General features: G+C 72.0%; 17 protein-coding genes. 12 read left to right on the top strand and 5 right to left on the bottom strand.

Features of this window, described 5'->3' with window-relative positions; translation table 11 throughout:
* The first annotated feature begins 62 nt into the window (after positions 1-62).
* Positions 63-1,958 (top strand): ABC transporter ATP-binding protein, encoded by a 1,896-nt coding sequence (locus tag OG361_RS05035; protein ID WP_405852048.1) that lies wholly within the window; start codon positions 63-65, stop codon positions 1,956-1,958.
* 289 nt (positions 1,959-2,247) lie between these two features.
* On the top strand, positions 2,248-3,141 hold the full coding sequence (gene mltG, locus OG361_RS05030; RefSeq protein WP_405852047.1) for an endolytic transglycosylase MltG: 894 nt from the start codon (positions 2,248-2,250) through the stop codon (positions 3,139-3,141).
* Between the two features lie 32 nt (positions 3,142-3,173).
* On the opposite strand, the gene OG361_RS05025 is transcribed toward mltG, so the two are convergent.
* The 3 genes from OG361_RS05025 to OG361_RS05015 form a co-directional block, all read right to left on the bottom strand.
* Positions 3,174-4,277, bottom strand: coding sequence for an NAD(P)-binding domain-containing protein (locus OG361_RS05025; RefSeq protein ID WP_405852046.1), 1,104 nt, complete (start codon positions 4,275-4,277; stop codon positions 3,174-3,176).
* Between the two features lie 7 nt (positions 4,278-4,284).
* Entirely contained in the window at positions 4,285-5,430 is a 1,146-nt protein-coding gene (locus tag OG361_RS05020; protein ID WP_405852044.1) for an LLM class flavin-dependent oxidoreductase, read from the bottom strand.
* A gap of 122 nt (positions 5,431-5,552) precedes the next feature.
* On the bottom strand, positions 5,553-5,636 hold the full coding sequence (locus tag OG361_RS05015; RefSeq protein WP_352027631.1) for a putative leader peptide: 84 nt from the start codon (positions 5,634-5,636) through the stop codon (positions 5,553-5,555).
* A gap of 140 nt (positions 5,637-5,776) precedes the next feature.
* On the opposite strand from OG361_RS05015, the gene OG361_RS05010 reads away from it, so the two are divergent.
* The 5 genes from OG361_RS05010 (at position 5,777) to OG361_RS04990 (ending at position 12,380) form a co-directional block, all read left to right on the top strand.
* Entirely contained in the window at positions 5,777-6,637 is an 861-nt protein-coding gene (locus OG361_RS05010) for an ABC transporter ATP-binding protein (protein WP_384575573.1), read from the top strand.
* Entirely contained in the window at positions 6,634-7,611 is a 978-nt protein-coding gene (locus tag OG361_RS05005; protein ID WP_405852043.1) for an iron-siderophore ABC transporter substrate-binding protein, read from the top strand. Before OG361_RS05010 ends, OG361_RS05005 begins: the two co-directional genes overlap by 4 nt.
* Before the next feature lie 4 nt (positions 7,612-7,615).
* Positions 7,616-9,682, top strand: coding sequence for an iron ABC transporter permease (locus tag OG361_RS05000; protein WP_405852042.1), 2,067 nt, complete (start codon positions 7,616-7,618; stop codon positions 9,680-9,682).
* Positions 9,683-9,785: 103 nt separating this feature from the next.
* A complete protein-coding gene (locus OG361_RS04995) occupies positions 9,786-10,334 on the top strand; it encodes an FABP family protein (RefSeq protein ID WP_405852041.1) in 549 nt (182 codons plus the stop codon).
* 3 nt (positions 10,335-10,337) lie between these two features.
* The gene (locus tag OG361_RS04990; RefSeq protein ID WP_405852040.1) at positions 10,338-12,380 is read left to right on the top strand and encodes a prolyl oligopeptidase family protein; all 2,043 of its coding nucleotides are present in this window, start codon (positions 10,338-10,340) and stop codon (positions 12,378-12,380) included.
* A 254-nt stretch (positions 12,381-12,634) separates the two neighbouring features.
* On the opposite strand, the gene OG361_RS04985 is transcribed toward OG361_RS04990, so the two are convergent.
* Positions 12,635-14,209, bottom strand: a complete 1,575-nt coding sequence (locus OG361_RS04985) for a S8 family peptidase (RefSeq protein WP_405852039.1) — start codon at positions 14,207-14,209, stop codon at positions 12,635-12,637.
* A gap of 55 nt (positions 14,210-14,264) precedes the next feature.
* On the opposite strand from OG361_RS04985, the gene OG361_RS04980 reads away from it, so the two are divergent.
* Entirely contained in the window at positions 14,265-15,023 is a 759-nt protein-coding gene (locus OG361_RS04980) for a putative Ig domain-containing protein (RefSeq protein WP_405852037.1), read from the top strand.
* Positions 15,024-15,395: 372 nt separating this feature from the next.
* On the top strand, positions 15,396-16,145 hold the full coding sequence (locus tag OG361_RS04975) for a class I SAM-dependent methyltransferase (RefSeq protein ID WP_405862085.1): 750 nt from the start codon (positions 15,396-15,398) through the stop codon (positions 16,143-16,145).
* Between the two features lie 167 nt (positions 16,146-16,312).
* On the opposite strand, the gene OG361_RS04970 is transcribed toward OG361_RS04975, so the two are convergent.
* A complete protein-coding gene (locus tag OG361_RS04970; protein ID WP_405852036.1) occupies positions 16,313-17,296 on the bottom strand; it encodes a LuxR family transcriptional regulator in 984 nt (327 codons plus the stop codon).
* 172 nt (positions 17,297-17,468) lie between these two features.
* On the opposite strand from OG361_RS04970, the gene OG361_RS04965 reads away from it, so the two are divergent.
* The 3 genes from OG361_RS04965 to OG361_RS04955 all read left to right on the top strand — a co-directional run bounded on the left by OG361_RS04965 (position 17,469) and on the right by OG361_RS04955 (position 19,784).
* The gene (locus tag OG361_RS04965; protein ID WP_405852035.1) at positions 17,469-18,884 is read left to right on the top strand and encodes an aminopeptidase P family protein; all 1,416 of its coding nucleotides are present in this window, start codon (positions 17,469-17,471) and stop codon (positions 18,882-18,884) included.
* Between the two features lie 148 nt (positions 18,885-19,032).
* Positions 19,033-19,518 carry a DUF2975 domain-containing protein gene (locus OG361_RS04960; RefSeq protein ID WP_405852034.1) on the top strand — a complete coding sequence of 162 codons (486 nt, stop codon included), beginning with the start codon at positions 19,033-19,035 and terminating at the stop codon, positions 19,516-19,518.
* Positions 19,518-19,784 (top strand): helix-turn-helix domain-containing protein, encoded by a 267-nt coding sequence (locus OG361_RS04955; protein ID WP_405852033.1) that lies wholly within the window; start codon positions 19,518-19,520, stop codon positions 19,782-19,784. Before OG361_RS04960 ends, OG361_RS04955 begins: the two co-directional genes overlap by 1 nt.
* Positions 19,785-20,073 lie beyond the last annotated feature (289 nt).

Here is a 20,073-nt window from a genome sequence, read left to right as displayed (position 1 = left end):
ATTGTGAGTATAGGTAACAATGAGCTATGGTCTGATCGACCACCGAACCCCCGAAGGAGCCCATGCGCCCCCACGACCAGTCCGACTGGACGCCCCCACCCCGCGACTCCACGCAGCCGAAGGAGCCCGCCCAGACGCGGCGCATCCTGCGGCTCTTCCGTCCCTACCGCGCCCGCCTCGCGCTCGTCGGCCTCCTGGTCGGCGCTGCCTCGCTGGTCTCGGTCGCCTCGCCGTTCCTGCTCAAGGAGATCCTGGACACCGCGATCCCGCAGGGCCGCACGGGGCTGCTCAGCCTGCTCGCCCTCGGCATGATCGTCACCGCCGTCCTCACCAGCGTCTTCGGCGTGCTCCAGACCCTGATCTCGACCACCGTCGGCCAGCGCGTCATGCACGACCTGCGCACCGGGGTCTACGAGCAGCTCCAGCGGATGCCGCTCGCCTTCTTCACGCGCACGCGCACGGGCGAGGTCCAGTCCCGCATCGCCAACGACATCGGCGGCATGCAGGCGACCGTGACGTCCACGGCCACCTCCCTCGTCTCCAACCTCACCGCCGTCGTCGCGACCGTCGTCGCCATGCTCGCCCTCGACTGGCGGCTCACCGTCGTCTCGCTGCTCCTGCTGCCCGTCTTCGTCTGGATCAGCCGCCGCGTCGGCCGCGAGCGCAAGGCGATCACCACCCAGCGCCAGAAGCAGATGGCCACCATGGCCGCGACCGTCACGGAGTCCCTGTCGGTCAGCGGCATCCTCCTCGGCCGCACCATGGGCCGCGCCGACTCCCTGACCAAGTCCTTCGCCGAGGAGTCCGAGCGCCTCGTCGACCTCGAAGTGCGCTCCTCCATGGCCGGACGGTGGCGCATGTCCACCATCGGCATCGTCATGGCCGCCATGCCCGCCCTGATCTACTGGGCCGCGGGCATCGCGCTCCAGTCCGGTGGCGCCGCGATCTCGCTCGGCACACTCGTCGCCTTCGTCTCGCTCCAGCAGGGCCTCTTCCGGCCCGCCGTGAGCCTGCTCTCCACCGGAGTGCAGATGCAGACCTCGCTCGCCCTCTTCCAGCGCATCTTCGAGTACCTGGACCTGCCCGTCGACATCACCGAGCCCGCCGAGCCCGTCCGGCTCGCGAAGGTCCGCGGCGAGGTGAGCTTCGAGAAGGTCGAGTTCCGCTACGACGCCGAGGGGAAGGGCCGCGCGACCCTCGACGGGATCGACGTGACCGTCCCGGCCGGCGGCAGTCTCGCCGTCGTCGGCCCCACCGGCTCCGGGAAGTCCACCCTCAGCTATCTCGTGCCCCGGCTCTACGACGTGACCGGCGGCCGGGTCGCCCTCGACGGGGTCGACGTGCGCGACCTCGACTTCGACACGCTCGCCCGCGCGGTCGGGGTCGTCTCCCAGGAGACCTACCTCTTCCACGCCTCCGTCGCCGACAACCTGCGCTTCGCCAAGCCGGACGCCACCGACGAGGAGATCGAGGACGCCGCGCGCGCCGCCCAGATCCACGACCACATCGCCTCGCTGCCGGACGGCTACGACACCCTCGTGGGGGAGCGCGGCTACCGGTTCTCGGGCGGCGAGAAGCAGCGCCTGGCCATCGCGCGGACCATCCTGCGCGACCCGCCCGTGCTCATCCTCGACGAGGCGACCAGCGCCCTCGACACGCGGACCGAGCACGCGGTGCAGCGGGCCATCGACGCCCTCTCGGCCGGCCGCACGACCATCACCATCGCCCACCGGCTCTCCACCGTCCGCGACGCCGACCAGATCGTCGTCCTGGAGTCGGGCCGCATCGCCGAGCGCGGGACGCACGAGGAACTGCTCGCCCGGGACGGGCGGTACGCGGCCCTGGTCCGCCGAGACGCCAGGGACGCCCGGACCGCCGGGGCGGCAGGGCCGGTCGAGCCGCTCGGCACCGGAAGCGAACAAACGAACGCGGGATCGGTTGTTCGCCAGAACGTGTGATCGTGCCGGGATTCGTTGCTCAACTCCCTTACGGCATCGGATGATTACGGAGTGCGAGCGACGGGCTGCAGACCGCGACCGCACAGTCCCACTGATGTACCTGTACGAGGAGAAGCACCATCATGAACGTCATCACCGATCTGCTCGCCGGCGTCCTCCACTTCCTGGGCTGGCTCGTCTGACGATCGCAGTGCCCGGCGCCGTCGGTTCCCCGTCCCAGGGGGCCGGCGGCGCCGCCGCGTGCGCGGGGCTCCCCGGAATCCCGCACGGGGCGGGTTAGCGTGCGGCCATGACGTACCGGCAGCCGTCACCGTACGCACCCCCGCGCCGCCCCCGACGCCCCTCCTTCCCCCGGCCGCCCCGCCGTGCCCGGCTCACCCGGCGCGGCCGCATGGCGCTCCTGCTCGGAGCCGTGGTCGCCGTCGCCGCCGCGATCACCGTGCCGCTCCTGCTGCTCCCGCGCGACGAACCGGCCGTCGAGCAGCCCCGCACCCTGCTCGTCCCCGAGGGCTGGCGGGCGGGCCGGATCTACACGGCCGTCGACCGGACGCTCGGCCTCCCCGAGGGGACGGCGCGGAAGGCCGTGACCGCGCCGGGCGCCGCCCTCCCGCTGCCCGCCGCCGCCGGCGGCAACCCGGAGGGGTACCTCTTCCCCGCGACCTATCCGGTCGTCGCCGCCACCACCCCGGAAGGGCTGCTGCGCTACATGGTGGAGACCGCGGGCAAGCGGTTCGGCACCGAGCGGATCGCCGAGGGCGCGCGTGCGTACGGGATGAGCGTGTACCAGGCGGTGATCGCGGCCAGCATCGTGCAGGCCGAGGCGGACAGCCCCGAGGACATGGCCAAGGTCGCCCGGGTCGTGCACAACCGGCTCGACCGGGGCATGGCCCTGCAGATGGACTCGACCCTGAACTACGCGCTGGGCCGCAGCACCGTCGACACGACCTTCGAGGACACGAGGATCGCGAGCCCGTACAACACGTACGAACGGAAGGGCCTCCCGCCGACCCCCATCGGGAACCCGGGGGACCAGGCCATGGACGCGGTGGTCCGCCCGGCGGACGGCGACTGGCTGTACTTCGTCACCGTGGCCCCGGGGGACACCCGCTTCACGGCCGACTACGCGCTCCACCAGGAGAACGTGGCGGAGTTCAACGCCAACCGGCGCGCCCGGACGTCCTAGGGCGTGACCGGGCGGGAACGTTCGACGCCGGTTCATCGCGTGGTGGCGGGCTCGCGGTCCAGGAGGCGGCGGATGTCCGAGACGGCGGCGCGACCGGCCCGGTTGGCGCCGATCGTCGAGGCCGAGGGGCCGTAGCCGACGAGGTGGACGCGCTCGTCCCGGACCGCACGCGTTCCCTCCACCCGGATGCCGCCGCCCGGTTCGCGCAGGCGCAGCGGTGCCAGGTGGTCGATCGCGGCGCGGAAGCCGGTCGCCCACAGGATCACGTCCGCGTCGACGGTCCGCCCGTCGTCCCAGGCCACCCCGGTCGGGGTGATCCGGTCGAACATCGGCAGCCGGTCCAGGACACCGCGCTCGCGGGCCTCGCGGATCGCGTCGTTGAGCGGCAGTCCGGTTACCGAGACGACGCTCTGCGGCGGTAGTCCGAGGCGTACCCGCTCCTCGACGAGTGCCACGGCGGCGCGCCCCTCCGCCTCCCCGAAGGGGCCCTCGCGGAAGACGGGCTCGCGCCGGGTCACCCAGGTCGTCCCGGCGGCGACCTCGGCGATCTCCATGAGGTGCTGGGTCCCGGAGGCCCCGCCGCCGACGACGATCACCCGCTTCCCCGCGAACTCCTCCGGGCCCGGATAGCCGGAGGTGTGCAGCTGGCGGCCGCGGAAGGTCTCCTGCCCCTGGTACCGGGGCCAGAAGGGGCGGTCCCAGGTGCCGGTGGCGTTGATCAGGGCGCGTGTCGCGTACCCGCCCTCGGAGGTCTCGACCAGCAGCCGCCCGCCGTCGCCCTCCCGGACGGCGGTGACGTCGACGGGCCGGTGGACGCGCAGGTCGAAGGTCCGCTCGTACGTGTCGAAGTACGTGCCGATCACCTCCGACGAGGGGCGCGCCGGGTCGGCGCCGGTCAGTTCCATGCCGGGCAGCGCGTACATCCCGTGGACCTTGCCGTACGTGAGGGAGGGCCACCGGAACTGCCAGGCGCCGCCCGCGCGCGGGGAGTGGTCGAGCACGACGAAGTCCCGGTCCGGCTCCAGGCCGGCGCGCCGCAGGTGGAAGGCGGCCGAGAGCCCCGCCTGTCCGGCGCCGATGACGACGACGTCCACCGTCCTGCCCCGTGCGACCGCTGCTGCCCCAGAATCGTTCACGGTTCTACTAACTCCGCGGGGGTCGCGGATCTTCCCGCCCGGCCGGCAGGCCGCGCGCCGCGAGCTCCGGAGTCACGCCCTCCCCGAACCAGTACGCCTCCTCCAGGTGCGGGTAGCCCGACAGGACGAAGTGCTCCACACCCAGGTCGTGGTACTCCTCGATGCGGTCCGCGACATCGGCGTGGCTGCCGACCAGTGCCGTGCCGGCCCCGCCCCGCACCAGGCCGACGCCCGCCCACAGGTTCGGCGAGATCTCCAGCTTGTCCCGGTCCAGCGAGCCGCCCCCGTGGAGGGCCAGCATGCGCTGCTGGCCGACGGACTCGCTGCGGCCGAGGAGTCGCTGGGCCGAGGCGACCGTCTCGCCGTCGAGGTCGGCGAGGAGGCGGTCGGCGGTGGCCCAGGCCTCGCGCGCGGAGTCGCGCGAGATCGTGTGCAGCCGGATCCCGAAGCGGACCTTCCGGCCGCGTTCCTCCGCGAGGCGCCGGATCCAGTCGATCTTCTCCTTCACCTGCCACGGCGGCTCGCCCCAGGTCAGGTACACGTCCGCGTGCTCCGCCGCGACAGGGCCCGCCGCCGCGGACGACCCCCCGAAGAAGATCTCCGGCAGCGGGTCCGGCGGCAGGGCGGTGAGCCCGCCCTCGATCCGGAAGTGCTCGCCGTCGAAGTCGTACGGCCGGCCGCCCCACACGCCCCGCACCACCGAGAGGAACTCGGCCGTGCGCGCGTACCGCCGGTCGTGGTCGAGTCGGTCGCCGAAGCGGCGCTGCTCGGCGGAGTCGCCCCCGGTCACCACGTTGAGCAGCAGCCGGCCGCGGGTGATCCGCTGGTACGTGGCCGCCATCTGGGCCGCGAGGACGGGGGAGATCACCCCCGGCCGGAAGGCCACCAGGAACTTGAGTCGCTCGGTGTGCTGTGCGAGCGCGACCGTCGTCAGCCAGGCGTCCTCGCACCAGGTCCCGGTCGGTGTCAGCACCGCCTCAAAGCCCAACCGCTCGGCGGCTTTGGCGATTTGGGTGAGGTAGTCGATGTCGGGCGCGCGCACGCCCGGCGCGGTTCCGTTCCGGGTGATCCCGCCGTCCGTGTAGGCGTGCCGGTCGACGAGGGTCCGGCCGTCGCCGCCGGTCGGCAGGAACCAGTGCAGGTGGACGGTCATAGGAAGGCCTTTCCGTAGGCGCGTCGAAGGTTCACCCCGGCGGCCGTGGGCGCGGAGCGGGCACGCGCGCACGACGGATCGGGGCGAGAAGAGGTGGTGAGGTGAAGTGAGGTGAGGAGGCGTCAGCGGCCGCGGCGACACGCGGCGGAGGCCACCCGCAGCAGGTCGATGTGACCGCGCGTGGTGAGCAGTGCTGTACGCAACATGGCGCGAAGGTAGCGGCCCCCGTGGGGAGGGTCAACGACCGTCTCGGGGCGTGGACCTGCGGGCTTGGCCGGAATTCGTCTTGCGGCCGACTTCCGACCCCCCTTTTGCGTCTAGCTAAGGTTAGGCTAACCTTCGGGACGTGCAAGCAGGTGAAGAGACCTCCGCGGCCCTCGGCCCCCACGGTCATGAACTCTCGGCCACGGGCGTCACCGTGGCGTACGACGGCGTCGATGTCGTCCACGACGCCTCCATGACGCTGCGCCCGGGCGAAGTGACCGTCCTGGTCGGCCCGAACGGCAGCGGCAAGTCCACGCTGCTGCGCACCATCGCGCGCCTCCAGCAGCCACGGACCGCCGAGCTCGTCATCGACGGCGACACCGACGGCCTCGCCCTGAGCCCCCGTGAGTTCTCGCGCCACGTCGCGCTGCTCACGCAGGGACGGCCCACGCCCAGCGGCCTGACCGTGCGCGACGTGGTCGAGTTCGGCCGCTACCCGTACCGCGGACGCTGGGGCAGGGCCGACCCGGGAGGCAGGGCCGCGGTGGACCGCGCGCTCGCCATGACGGGCGTCACGGAACTCGCCGAACGCGGCGCCGAGCACCTCTCCGGCGGCCAGCTCCAGCGCGTCTGGCTGGCCGGCTGCCTCGCGCAGCAGACCGGAGTGCTGCTCCTCGACGAACCCACGACCTACCTCGACCTGCGCTATCAGGTCGAACTCCTCGACCTCATGCGCGATCTGGCGGACGACCACGGCATCGCCGTCGGCGCCGTCCTCCACGACCTCGACCAGGCCGCGGCCGTCGCCGACCGGATCGTCCTGCTCGACGCGGGACGGGTCGTCGCGGACGGCGACCCCGAGGACGTACTGACTCCCGAGCGGCTGACCGACACGTACGGCATCCGCATCGACGTAGACACCGACCCCCTGACCGGACGGCTGCGCACGCGCGCGATCGGCCGGCACCACTCGCGAAGCGAAAGGCTCAGCACCACCTCATGAGACGACTCCTCATCACCGCGGCGGCCGCCACCACCGCGGCCCTCACCCTGTCCGCCTGCGGAACCACCGAGCCTGCCGCGGACGACGCGAAGAAGACCACCGAGCGCATCACCCTCACCGACTCCACGGGCGAGAAGGTGGAGCTCGACGGCCCCGCCAAGAAGGTCGTCGGGACCGAGTGGAACGTCGTCGAGCACCTGATCACGCTGGGCGTCGACCCGGTGGGCGTCGCCGACGTCAAGGGCTACAAGACCTGGGACACCGCCGTCCCGCTCAAGAACGAGCCGAAGGACATCGGCACCCGCGGCGAGCCGAGCGTGGAGACCGTCGCCGCCCTGAAGCCCGACCTCATCGTCGCCACCACGGACCTGCCGCCGGCCGCCGTGAAGCAGCTGCGCAGGGTCGCCCCGGTCCTGACGCTGAAGGCCGCCGACGCCGCCGACCCGATCGGCCGGATGAACGCGGACCTCGACGCCATCGCCAAGGCCACCGGCACCACGCAGAAGTCCGAGGAACTCAAGAAGCAGTTCCAGACGAAGCTCGACGAGGGCAGGAAGGCCCTCGCCGACGCCGGCCTCGCCGGGACGAAGTACGCCTTCGCCGACGGCTACGTCATGTCCAACCAGGTCTCGATCCGCCCCTACACCAGCGGTTCGCTGATCGGCGCGGTCAGCGAGAAGCTCGGTCTGAAGAACGCCTGGACCGTCAAGGGCGACCCGGCCTACGGTCTCGGCGCCACCGACGTCGAGGGCCTCACCAAGCTCGGTGACGTCCAGTTCGCCTACGTCGGCAACGACGGCGACGCCGGCAGCACCCCGTTCACCGGAGTCCTGGCCAAGGACAAGGTGTGGACGTCCCTGCCGTTCGTCAAGAAGGGCAACGTGCACCGGCTGCCCGACGGCATCTGGATGTTCGGCGGCCCCCAGTCGATGAGCAAGTACGTCGACTCCGTCGTCGCCGCCCTGACGAAGTAACACCATGGCCGTCACCGCAACCACTCCCGCCACCCGTCCGCCGACGGCCACGTCCCGGACGGGCGCGGCCCCGGTGACGGCCGCCCTGGTCCTCCTCGTCGCGGCCCTCGCGCTCGTGGACATCACCCAGGGCACGGCCGCGGTCGGCGCCCCGGAGGTGTGGAAGGCGTTCACGGGCCAGGCCGATCCGGCCGACGCGTCCGTCGTCGTCGCCTCCCGCCTGCCGAGGATGACCGCCGGCCTCCTGGTCGGCGCCGTCCTCGGCATCGCGGGCGCCGCCCTCCAGGCCGTCAGCCGCAACGTCCTCGCCTCGCCCGACACCCTCGCCGTCAACGCCGGCTCCTACTTCGCGCTCGGCCTCGGCGCCGCCTTCGGCCTCTCGCTCCCGCTGTTCGCCTCCTCCGCCCTCGCGTTCGTCGGCGGTCTCGTGGCGGCGGCCGTCGTCCTCGCCCTCTCGGGCCTGGGCGCCGGAACGGTCCGGCTCGTCCTCGCCGGCAGCGCCCTCACCCTCGGCCTCACCGCCGTCACCGAAGGCATGCTCCTGCTGTTCCCCGCGGAGACCGAGGGCCTCTACCAGTGGAACCAGGGCAGCATCGGCCAGAACGGCTTCGACGGCGTCCTGCAGATGGCCCCGATCGCCGTCATCGGCCTCGTCGGACTGCTGCTCCTCGCCCGCCGGGTCGACGCCCTCGCCCTCGGCGACGACGCCGCCCACGGCCTCGGCGTGCCCGTCCGCGCCACCCGGGTCACCGCCGTCGTCCTCGCGGCCCTGCTCTCCACGGCCGCCGTCACCCTCGCCGGACCCGTCGGCTACGTCGGACTGTGCGCCCCCGCACTCGTCCGCCCGCTCGCCCGCAGGTTCCGCGGTTTCACCCGGTCGCGGGGCTTCCTGCCCGTCGCCGGTCTCACCGGCGCCGCCCTGGTGCTCGGCTCCGACGTCCTGCTGCGTGCCCTCGTACCGGCGGACGTGGCGGTCTCCGTGCCGACCGGCGTCGTCACCAGCCTCGTCGGCGCCGTCTTCCTGATCGTCATGGCCACCCGCGTCCGGGACACGGCCGGAGCCACCGCCACCGAGCGACTCCGCATCAGGAGCAGGGCCCGCTTCCTCACCGTCACCGCCGTCCTGGTGGCCGTGATGATCGGCGTCGCCATCGCCGCCGTACTCCTCGGCGACAGCAAACTCCTCCTCGGCGACGTCGTGAACTGGGCCCAGGGCCAGGCCGGCCGGACCCTCACCTTCGTCCTCGACACCCGGGTGCCCCGCGTCCTCGCCGCCCTCTTCGCGGGAGCGGCGCTCGCCCTGGCCGGCACCCTCGTCCAGGCCGTCACCCGCAACCCGCTCGCCGAACCCGGCGTCCTGGGCGTCTCCGGCGGCGCCGCGCTGGGCGCCGTACTCCTCGTGACGACCGTGCCCCTGGCCGGTTCGTGGGGCATGGCCGGCGCCGCGTTCGCGGGCGCCGTCGCCAGCTCCGTCCTCGTCTTCGGACTGGCCGCGCGGGGCGGCTTCCAGCAGAACCGGCTCGTCCTCGTCGGCTTCGGCGTCGCCATCGCCGCCACCGCCCTGATCAGCCTTCTGATCATCCTCACCGACCCCTTCAACGCGACGAAGGCCCTCACCTGGCTCTCGGGCTCCACCTACGGGCGGTCCCTGCCCGACGTGGTACCCCTCGTCGCGGTCCTCGCCGTGGGCACGGCCGTCGCGTTCGCCCGGCGCGCCGAACTCGACCTCGTCTCCCTCGACGAGGACACCCCGCGCCTCCTCGGCCTCGGCCTGGGACGCACACGCCTCGGCTTCCTCGCCCTCGCCGTCCTGCTCACCGCCACCGCCGTGGCCGCCGCCGGCGCGATCGGCTTCGTGGGACTCGTGGCACCGCACGCGGCCCGCGCCCTCGTCGGCCGGCAGCACGCCCGCGTCGTTCCCGTCGCGGTGCTCCTCGGCGCCGTCCTCGTCTGTACCGCGGACCTGGTGGGCCGCACCGTCATCGCACCGGCCCAGCTCGGCGCCGGCCTCATGACGGCCGTGATCGGCACCCCGTACTTCCTCTACCTGCTGATACGCAGCCGGGGATAGACCCGGGGGAGACGACCGGTCGCGGGCGGGGGAACCGCGACCGGCGGCGGGCCGACGACCTAAGCTGCCATCCGGCACAGGTCCCGACCCAGGAGCGCACCTCATGTTCGACCGCGACCGGAAGCACCCGTACCCCGACGCCCTCCGGCCGGACGAGGCGCCCGCGCCGCACCCGCTGCTCGCGCCGGTGACCGGTCTCCTGGGCACCTGGGCCGGCCGCGGCCGCGGCGAGTACCCGACGCTGGCCGAGGAGTTCACGTACGAGCAGCAGGTCACCTTCAGCCACGACGGGCGGCCGTTCCTCCACTACGAGGCCCGCGCCTGGCTGATCGACGCGGACGGCGCCCCGCTGCGGCCCGCGGCCCGGGAGAGCGGCTGGTGGCGCATCCAGCCCGAAGGGCGCGTCGAGGCGCTGATCACCCAGCCCACCGGCATCGCGGAGATCCTGGTCGGCACCGCGGCGGACGGCCGGATCGACCTCACCACCCATCAGGTGGCGCTCACCCCCACGGCCAAGGAGGTGACCGCCACCCGCCGCCGCTACACGCTGACGGACGCGGACACGCTCGACTTCCTCCACGACCTCGCGGCGGTCGGCCGGCCGTTGCAGCACCACCTTTCGGCACACCTCCGACGCGAGAACGGGAACTGATCCATGCGGAACACGCAGAGCGTGAGCGACGACGACCCGTACCTGTGGCTGGAAGAGGTGTCGGGCGAGGCCGCGCTCGCGTGGGTCGCCGAGCGGAACGCCGAGACGGCCGACGTCCTCGCCGCCGACCCCGCGTTCGCTCCGCTGAAGGAGCGCCTGCGCGAGGTGATGGACGCCGCGGACCGCATTCCCTACACCGTCCGCCGGGGCGCGCACCTGTACAACTTCTGGCGCGACGCCGAGCACGTGCGGGGCGTCTGGCGCCGCACCACCCTGGAGCAGTACCGCAAGGACGCCCCCGAGTGGGAGGTCCTCCTCGACGTCGACGCGCTCGCCGCCGCCGAGGACGAGAAGTGGGTGTGGGACGGGGCCCGGGTGCGCCACCCCGACCACGACCGGGCACTGGTGCGGCGGTCGCGAGACGGCGGGGACGCCGTCGTGGTCCGGGAGTTCGACCTCGGCACCGGGGCGTTCGTCGACGGCGGTTTCGAGGTGGCGGAGGCGAAGACGCGGATCGGCTGGATCGACGCCGACACCGTCTTCGTCGGCACGGACACCGGGCCGGACACCCTGACGGACTCCGGCTACCCGCGCCAGGTCCGCCGCTGGCGGCGCGGCACGCCGGTGGAGGAGGCCGAGCTCGTCTTCGAGGCGGAGCAGACAGACGTCTCGGCCTGGGGGCACCGCGACACCACACCCGGCTTCGAGCGGGACTTCGTCGGACGCTCGCTGGACTTCTTCCGCAGCGAGACGCACCTCCTGCGGCCCGACGGCGCGCTCGTCAGGATCGACGTGCCCGACGACGCCGTCGCGTACGCCCACCGCCGGCATCTCGTCGTCACCCTGAAGTCCGAGTGGCTCGGACAGCCGACGGGCTCCCTCCTCGCCTTCGACTTCGACGCCTTCCTCGCGGGCGACCGCACCCCCGAGGTGCTGTTCACCCCGGACGAGCGGACGGCCCTCGCCGGGCACGCGTGGACCCGTCACCACCTGATCCTGGAGACGATGCACGACGTCAGCACCCGCATCGAGGTCCTCACCCCCGCCCCCGACGGCGGATGGACCCGCGAACCGCTCGTCGGCGTGCCGGAGCTCTCCGCCGTCAGCATCGTGGACACCGACCCCGACGTCTCCGACGAGTACTTCCTCGACGTATCGGGATTCCTCCAGCCCTCCACCCTGTACCGCGGCCTGATCGGCGCCGACACGGAACTCCTCAAGCAGGCCCCGGACCGCTTCGCCGCGGCCGGACTGTCCGTGGAGCAGTACTTCGCGACCTCCCGGGACGGCACGAGCGTGCCGTACTTCGTCATCGGCCCCGACCACGCCGTCACCGGGCCCGGCCCCACCCTGCTGTACGGCTACGGCGGCTTCGAGGTCTCCCTCACCCCCTACTACGGCTCCGTTACGGGCCGGGCGTGGCTGGAGCGCGGCGGCACCTACGTGATCGCCAACATCCGGGGCGGCGGCGAGTACGGACCGGACTGGCACCAGGCCGCGCTCGGCGCGGACCGGCCCCGGGCCTTCGAGGACTTCGCGGCCGTCGCCGAGGACCTCGTCGCGCGGGGTGTCACCACGCCGGCCATGCTCGGCGCCTCGGGCGGCAGCAACGGCGGCCTCCTCATGGGCGCGATGCTCACCCGGTACCCCGAGCTGTTCGGCGCGATCGTCGCGCAGGTGCCGCTGCTCGACATGACCCGCTTCCACAGGCTCCTCGCGGGCGCCTCCTGGATCGCCGAGTACGGGGATCCCGACGACGAGGCCGACCTGCCGCACCTCCGTGAGATCTCCCCGTACCACCGCCTCGCGGCGGACACGGTCTACCCGCCGGTCCTGCTGATGACCTCGACCCGCGACGACCGCGTCCACCCCGGCCACGCCCGGAAGACGGCGGCACGGCTGCGGGAGCTCGGCCATCCGGTGCTGTTCCACGAGAACACCGGCGGCGGGCACGCGGGCGCCGGCGACAACGAACAGGCCGCCCACAACAGCGCCCTCGTCCACACGTTCCTGTGGCAGCGCCTCGCGGGCCCGGCCACTGGCTGACCCTCCGTCACGTAGGGCCTGTCCGACCCTGATCCGCCGGACAGGCCCCAGGGATTGCCGTCAAAGTGTCACGCCACATCAGGAGCGAGGCGAGGGTGACGGCTGCTTGGTAGGACTCGGCGGCTCCAGCGTTTGACGGAAGGGGCGGCCGCCCTCGGGCGACCGCCCCTCACCCTTCATGTTCCGGTCCGATGGGAATCGGATCACGGTCCGGTCGGGCACAGAGGTCCCTCGGGCTCAGAGGTCCCTCGGGCTCAGAACTGAAGGGCCCAGGAGTCGATCTTGCCGTTGTCGCCGGACACCTCGTCCGTGACCCGCAGCTTCCACGTGCCGTTGGCGACCTCCGAGGAGGCGTTCACGACGTACGTGGTGTTGATGTTGTCCACGCTGGCGCCGACACCGAATTCCTTCAGGGTGTACGCCGAGCCGTCGGGGGCGATCAGCTGGACCTGGAGGTCACCGATGTAGGTGTGGACGATGTTCACCGGCACCTGGAGGGCGGAGGGGGCGTTGCCCGTGACGCCGCTGACGGTGACGGGGGACTCGACGGTCGCGTTGTCGGCGATGGCGTAGTCGGCGGTGTTCTCGAACTTCGGGACACTGGGCGGCGGGGGGGTGGTGGTGCCGACGTGGAGGAGCCGGTTCGGGGAGCCGGTGCCGGGGTCGGTGACGACGTTCGGGGTGGCGGCGGTGGTCAGGGCCGCGGAGACCTGCGCCGGGGTCGCCGTCGGGTTGCCGGCGAGGTATGCGGCGGCGGCGCCGGTGACGTGCGGGGCCGCCATCGACGTGCCGGAGATGGTGTTGGTGGCGGTGTTGTTGGTGTTCCACGCCGAGGTGATGGACGAGCCCGGGGCGAAGATGTCCAGGACCGAGCCGTAGCTGGAGAAGCTGGAGCGGGCGTCGGTGCTGGTCGTGGAGCCGACCGTGATCGCCTCCGGGACGCGCGCCGGCGAGGTGCCGGACGCGTCGCTGTTGCTGTTGCCGGCGGCGACGGCGTACGTGATGCCCGAGGCGATCGAGTTGCGCACGGCCGTGTCGAGGGCCGAGTTGGCGCCACCGCCGAGGCTCAGGTTGGCGACGGCCGGCTTGACGGCGTTCCGCGTGACCCAGTCGATGCCCGCGATGATCTGCGCGGTGGTACCGGTGGCGGAGTTGTCGAGGACGCGGACGCCGACGATCTTGGCCTTCTTGGCTACGCCGTACGACGTGCCCGCGACGGTGCCGGCGACGTGGGTGCCGTGGCCGTGGCCGTCCTGGGCGGTGTTGTCGTTGTCGATGGCGTCGTAGCCGTTGAAGGCGCGGCCGCCGAAGTCGCTGTGGCTGATGCGGACACCGGTGTCGATGATGTACGCGGTGACGCCCTGGCCCGCGGAGTCCGGGTAGCTGTAGCTCTGGTTCAGCGGGAGGGTCTTCTGGTCGACCCGGTCGAGGCCCCAGGACGGCGGGGAGGGCTGCGTGGCGTCGATCGTGAAGACGCGGTTCTGCACGACGGACTTCACGGCCGGGTCGGCCGCGAGCTTCCGCGCCTGCGCCTCGGAGAGCTCGACGGCGTAGCCGTTGATCGCCGAGGTGTACGTCCGCTCGATCTTCGCGCCGAACTTGGCGACCACGGCCCGGCCCTTGGCGGTCTCGGCCTGCGCCGACTCGTCGAGGGTGACGATGTAGCTGCCCGCGATGGTGCCTTCGGCTCCGGCGTTCTCGATGACACCCTCGGGGGCGGCCGGTGCGGCGGCAGCCGGGAGGGTGGCGGCGGAGCCGAGGGCGAGGGCGGCGACCGCGATGGCCGCGGCCGTGGCTATTCGGCGACGTGACTCACGCATCACTGACATGTGGGGGGTCCTCCTCATTGCTGCGCGTGTGTCAACTTCATTGCGCACTACTGACATGAACGGGTCAATTCTGCCGATCTTACGTCAGTTCGCTTGCTCGATACGCGCATTCCGCGGGCACCGACTCCTGGGGGAATCCCGGGGGTTACCCGTTCCACAGGCCACCAGCACCAACCCCGGCACGCTGACCTACTCGGCCACCGGCCTGCCCGCGGGCCTGTCGATCAACGCCTCCACCGGCAAGATCACCGGCACCGCCACCACGCTGGGCACCAGCAACGTCACGGTCACGGCGAAGGACTCCACCAACGCCACCGGCACCACCACCTTCACCTGGAAGATCTACGCGCCCGGCCCCTGCGACCCGAAGCAGCTGCTCGGCAACCCCGGCTTCGAGTCCGGTAAGACCGTGTGGACCGCCACCACCGGCGTCATCGACAACTCCTGGAGCCAGCCGGCACACACCGGTATATGGAGGGCGTGGCTGAACGGCCGGGACCACGCGAGCACCGACACCCTCTCCCAGACGGTGACCCTCCCGGCCGGCTGCAGCGCGCCCCTGACGTACTGGCAGTACATCAACACCGACGAGGCCATGGCCGGAATCCAGTACGACAAGCTGACGGTTCAGGCCAACACGGCCACCGTGGCCACGGCCTCCAACCTGGACGCGGCCGAGGGCTACGTGAAGAAGACCGTCAACCTGTCCGCCTTCGCCGGAAAGAGCGTCACCCTGAAGTCCACGGGCACGGAGGACGAGTGGTACACGACGTCCTTCGTGATCGACGACGTCGCCCTCACCATCAACCCCTGATCCCCTGCCCACGGCTGACGAAGCGATCGCCAACGGCACCCGGAAGCTCAGGGTCCAGGACCTGTTCAGCTTTCACGCCGACGGCATCAACAGCTGCAAGCCGACCTTCTGATCCACGGCGATCACCGGCCCGCTGACCGGTGGCACCGATCACACCCGCTGACTGCGACGCTGCCCGCCACGGTGGGCAGTGTCGCAGTTGTGGTACCGATGACCGTCGCGGCCGAAGCCGAGTTCCTGCGGTGCCGGGTCTCACCAGCGCGAGGGCGAAGGTGATGCGCACGGCGGCGCGGCAGGGAAGAGGCTTCCTGGCGCGGCGCTACCGTCGTGCGGGTGACAGGAATCAATGCCGACCGGTGGTGGTCCGAGTCCATGCCGGCGGCCTATGAGCAGTACCTCGTGCCGGTGGTCTTCCGGCCCTTCGCCGCGGACCTGACCGCCCGGGCGAGGGTACTCCACCCTCGTCGAGTCCTTGAACTGGCCGCGGGGACTGGCGTGTTGACGGCGGGCCTGGTCGCAGCGGCACCGTCGGCCGAGGTGACGGCCACCGACCTGAACGAGGCCATGGTCGCTTTCGGGTCGACCCGGGCCCCGGGCGCGGTGTGGCGGCAGGCCGACGCACAGCGGCTGCCGTTCCCGGACGGCGGCTTCGACCTGGTGGTCTGCCAGTTCGGCGTGATGTTCTTCCCCGACCGGGTCGCGGCCTTCACCGAGGTCCGCCGGGTGCTGGCCCCGAGCGGCCGGTTCCTGTTCAACACCTGGGGCCCGCTCGGGACGCACGCCTTCGAAGTCGCGCTGCAGGCCGGGCTGGAGCGGGCCTTTCCGGTGGACCCGCCGCGGTTCTTCCCGACGGTTCCGCACGGCTACGCCGACCCCGCTGTCGTGGCCGCTGATCTGGCGGCCGTCGAGGACCAGCAGGAGCTGACGCTTCAGGGCCGGGCCGCGTCGACCGCCGACCTCGCCACCGGGTACCTCGCCGGGACACCGGTGCGCGTGGCCGTCGAGGAGCGCGGCGACGGACCGGCCGTCCGGGCCACCGTCATCGAGGAGATGACGGCCCGACTGGGCCCGGGGCCGGTCACCGCCCCGATGACGGCGTACGTCTTCCGCGCCGCGGCCTGAACGCAGGACGCGCCCGCGCCCGCGCCGAGGATGGGCGTGAGCCACGGTCCACGTGGAGGTCGCGCAGCCCCTCGACCTGGTCCTGTTCAGCTCCACGGCCAGCGCGTACGGGGCCCATGTCGGCGTCCACGTCGGGGGCGGCCACGGCCCCTAGGGCCTGTCCTGCGTCACAGCCAGCCGGAGCGCTGGGCCTGCAGGGCCATCTGGAACCTGCTCGTGGCGCCGAGCCGGGCCATCAGGATCTGGATCCGGCGGAACAGCGTCCGGCGGCTGATGCCGAGCTCCCGGGCGATGACGTCATCGCTCGCGCCGCCCGCGAGGAGCCACAGCAGACGGCGGTCGGCGGGCGGCAGACCGCCCGGGCGGGCGATGTGCCCGTGGAAGGGCAGCGCACTCTGCCAGGACTGCTCGAAGAGTGCCACCAGAGCCGAGAGCAGGCCGCAGGGCTGTACGACCAGCATCGTGTTGTGGACGTCGGCCTCCTTGATCGACAGCGACACGAGGGCGTACGCGTCGTCGATGATCACCAGCTTCACCGGCACCGACGGCAGCACCCTGGCCTGTTCCCCGGCCTCGATGCAGGGCTCGATGGCCGACTCCAGGTTGCCCGGCAGCTCCAGCGACTCCCGCGAGTACACGACACGTTGCGTCACCCCGCGGGCGAGGGTCGCCAGCGCGTCCTCGGTGGCGCCGGGCAGCGGGAAGTACGGCGGGGAGTCGAGCTGGCGGATTTGCGCGCGGGCACTGGCCCAGGCCTGGCGCATCCGGAGGCCGATCGCGTCGCCGGTGACGATCTCCACGAGGTGGTCGTGCTCGCCCGCGAGCCGCTGCCTGCGGAACGACTCGAACGCGCCCCCGACGGTGATGCGGGACTCGTCGAGCTCGGCCGCCCGGTGCCGGCCGAGGATCTCCAGGCCGGCGGCGGGCGGGACGGGGGCCACGACGTCCTGGCCCTCGACGGCGGCACTCGCCAGGCCGGCGTCGACCAGCTCGCCGTACGCGGCCGTGAGCGCCGCCCCGTCCAGACCGGCCGCGGAGCCGATCGCGCTCAGCGGGGCGGGCGCCATCTCCAGGAGCTTCTCGTACACGCGGCCCGCGTCGTGATCGATCCCCAGGAGCCGGAGGGCCTCACCGAGTTTTGCTTTCGCCATGAGCCGCATTATCGACGGCCCGGTGGCCCCTCCGCACCCATGGGGGGAGGGCCCGATGGCCGATCTGTGCCACTGGCGGTCCTTGGCACCCAGCGGCCGTCCGGCGCAGTACTGTCCGGGTGCCGCCGACGACCGGTGGCCGAGGAAACCCACCGAGAAGAAGGTGCATCGCATGGCGAAGCGTCGAAAGAACGGGCTCTACGACGGGGTCTCCGCGGAACTCTCCGCCCTGATGCGGACGGGCTGGGCCGACACCGAGCGCCACGACCTCGAGCTCGACGAGCAGGCCCCGTACGCGGCCCGCCGCCGCGCCGCGCTCTCGGCCCGCTTCCCCGGCGAGCGCCTGGTGATCCCCTCCGGGAACCTCAAGACCCGCTCGAACGACGACACCTACCCGTTCCGCCCCTACACGGGCTACGTGCACATGACCGGCGACCAGGCCCGCGACGGCGCCCTCGTGCTCGAACCCCGCGCGGACGGCGGCCACGACGCCTACTGCTACCAGCTGCCCCGGGACAGCCGGGACAACGACGAGTTCTGGATCGGCTACTCGGCCGAGCTGTGGATGGGCCGGCGCCGTTCGCTCGCCGAGGCGGAGAGCGTCCTCGGTCTGCCCTGTCGCGACGTCCGCACGATCGCCGAGGACCTGGCCGCCGCCTCCACCGCGGTTCCGACCCGGATCGTGCGCGGTCACGACCCGGCGCTGGAGGCCGCGGTCACCACCGACGAGGAGCGCGACTACGAGCTGGAGGAGGTGCTCAGCGACCTCCGCCTCGTCAAGGACGACTGGGAGATCGGCGAGATGCGCAAGGCGGTGGACTCCACCGTGCGCGGATTCACCGACTGCGTCTCGGAGCTGTCCCGGGCGGTCGCGACCTCCGAGCGCTGGATCGAGGGCACCTTCTTCCGCCGCGCGCGCCTGGAGGGCAACGCCCTCGGCTACGGCTCGATCTGCGCCGCGGGCGAGCACGCCACGATCATGCACTGGACCGACAACGACGGCCCGGTCCGCCCCGGCGAGCTGCTCCTCCTCGACGCCGGAGTGGAGACGAACTCCCTCTACACCGCCGACGTCACCCGCACCCTCCCGATCAGCGGCACCTTCACCGAGGTGCAGCGCAAGGTGTACGACGCGGTGTACGAGGCCCAGGAGGCCGGCATCGCCGCCGTCAAGCCGGGCGCCCCGTACCGCGACTTCCACGAGGCGTCCCAGCGCAGCATGACGGCGAAGCTGGTCGAGTGGGGCTTCATCGAGGGCCCCGTCGACCGCGCGTACGAGCTCGGTCTGCAGCGCCGCTTCACCATGGCCGGCACCGGTCACATGCTCGGCCTGGACGTCCACGACTGCGCGCACGCGCGCAACGAGGAGTACGTCGACGGCGTCCTGGAGCCCGGCATGGTGCTCACCGTCGAGCCCGGCCTGTACTTCCAGCCGGACGACCTGACCGTGCCGGAGGAGTGGCGCGGCATCGGCGTCCGCATCGAGGACGACCTGGTCGTCACCGGGACCGGCAACGAGAACCTGTCCGAGGGGCTGCCGCGCACCTCGGACGAGGTCGAGGCGTGGATGGCCCGCTTCGCGGGCTGATCCGCCCGGCCCCCGCCCGTGACGGGCCCCGGCATCCCCCCTGCGAAGAAGCGCGGGAGGGGTGCCGGGGCCCGTCGCACGTTCCAGCCCTTGCTTCACCTATCGAGATTCGATAGATTCCCATCGTGACTCGATGGAAGGATGGGCTATGGGAAAGCTGACAGTGGCTGCGCTGCGCGCCGTGCTCGTGGTGGTGCTCGCCGGCACCGTGTTCGTACAGGCGTTGATGGTGTGGGCGTTGGCCACCGACCCGGAGGACGGGTCGCTCCCGCTGAACCCGCTGCGGGTGCTCACGATCCTGGGCATGGTGTCGGCCCAGGTCGCCCTGGTCTGCGTATGGCGGCTGGTGACGATGGTGCGACGCGGAACCGTGTTCTCCCACGCCGCCTTCCGGTACGTGGACGTCGTGATCGGCGCGATCGTGGCGGCTGCCCTCGTGTGGTTCGCGGTGACGGCCCTCAACGCGCCCGGCCAGCGGGACGACCCGGGTGTCACCGTCATCATGGGCGGGGTCGGCGTGGCCATCCTGGGGGTCGCTCTCTTCGTGCTCGTGCTGCGGCTGCTGCTGGCCCAGGCCGTCGCGCGTGACGTCGAAGCGTCGCAGATGCAGGCCGAGTTGGACGAGGTCATCTGATGCCGATCGCCGTCGACATCGACGTGATGCTGGCCAGGCGGAAGATGTCCGTGGGCGAGCTCGCGGACCGCGTGGGGATCACGCCCGCCAACCTGGCGGTACTCAAGAACGGCCGCGCCAAGGCGGTGCGCTTCGCGACGCTCGCCGCGCTCTGCGAGGTGCTCGGGTGCCAGCCGGGCGACCTGCTGCGCTGGGAGGCCGAGGACGCCGAGGACGCCGAGGACGCCGAGGACGCCGAGGATGCCGAGGATGCCGAGGGCGGATGACGCGCCCCGAGGCGGGCGTGAAAAGGCCAGGCGGGAGTGAAATGCCTGGGCGGGCGTGAAATGCCTGGCGGGCGTGAAATTGCCTGGTACACCGGCCCGTGACGCGGCACATGGACCACCTGCACGTGGATAGCGTCCTTCCGGCGCGGAAGGGCGGGGGTTCGTCGTTGGGCACGTCACCCGCGGCTCCCGTAGGCGAGCGCGTTCGTTCGGCCATGCGTTCGGAACAGTGGGGGTCGATGACTCCAGGCGGCCCGCGTATTCACCGATTCAGGTGACAGTGGTCGAG

Origin of the sequence: Streptomyces sp. NBC_00090 (assembly GCF_045160815.1) — a bacterium.
GTDB lineage: Bacteria > Actinomycetota > Actinomycetes > Streptomycetales > Streptomycetaceae > Streptomyces.
The sequence above is the reverse complement of the archived record's forward strand: the minus strand, read 5'-3'. Positions and strand labels throughout refer to the sequence as shown.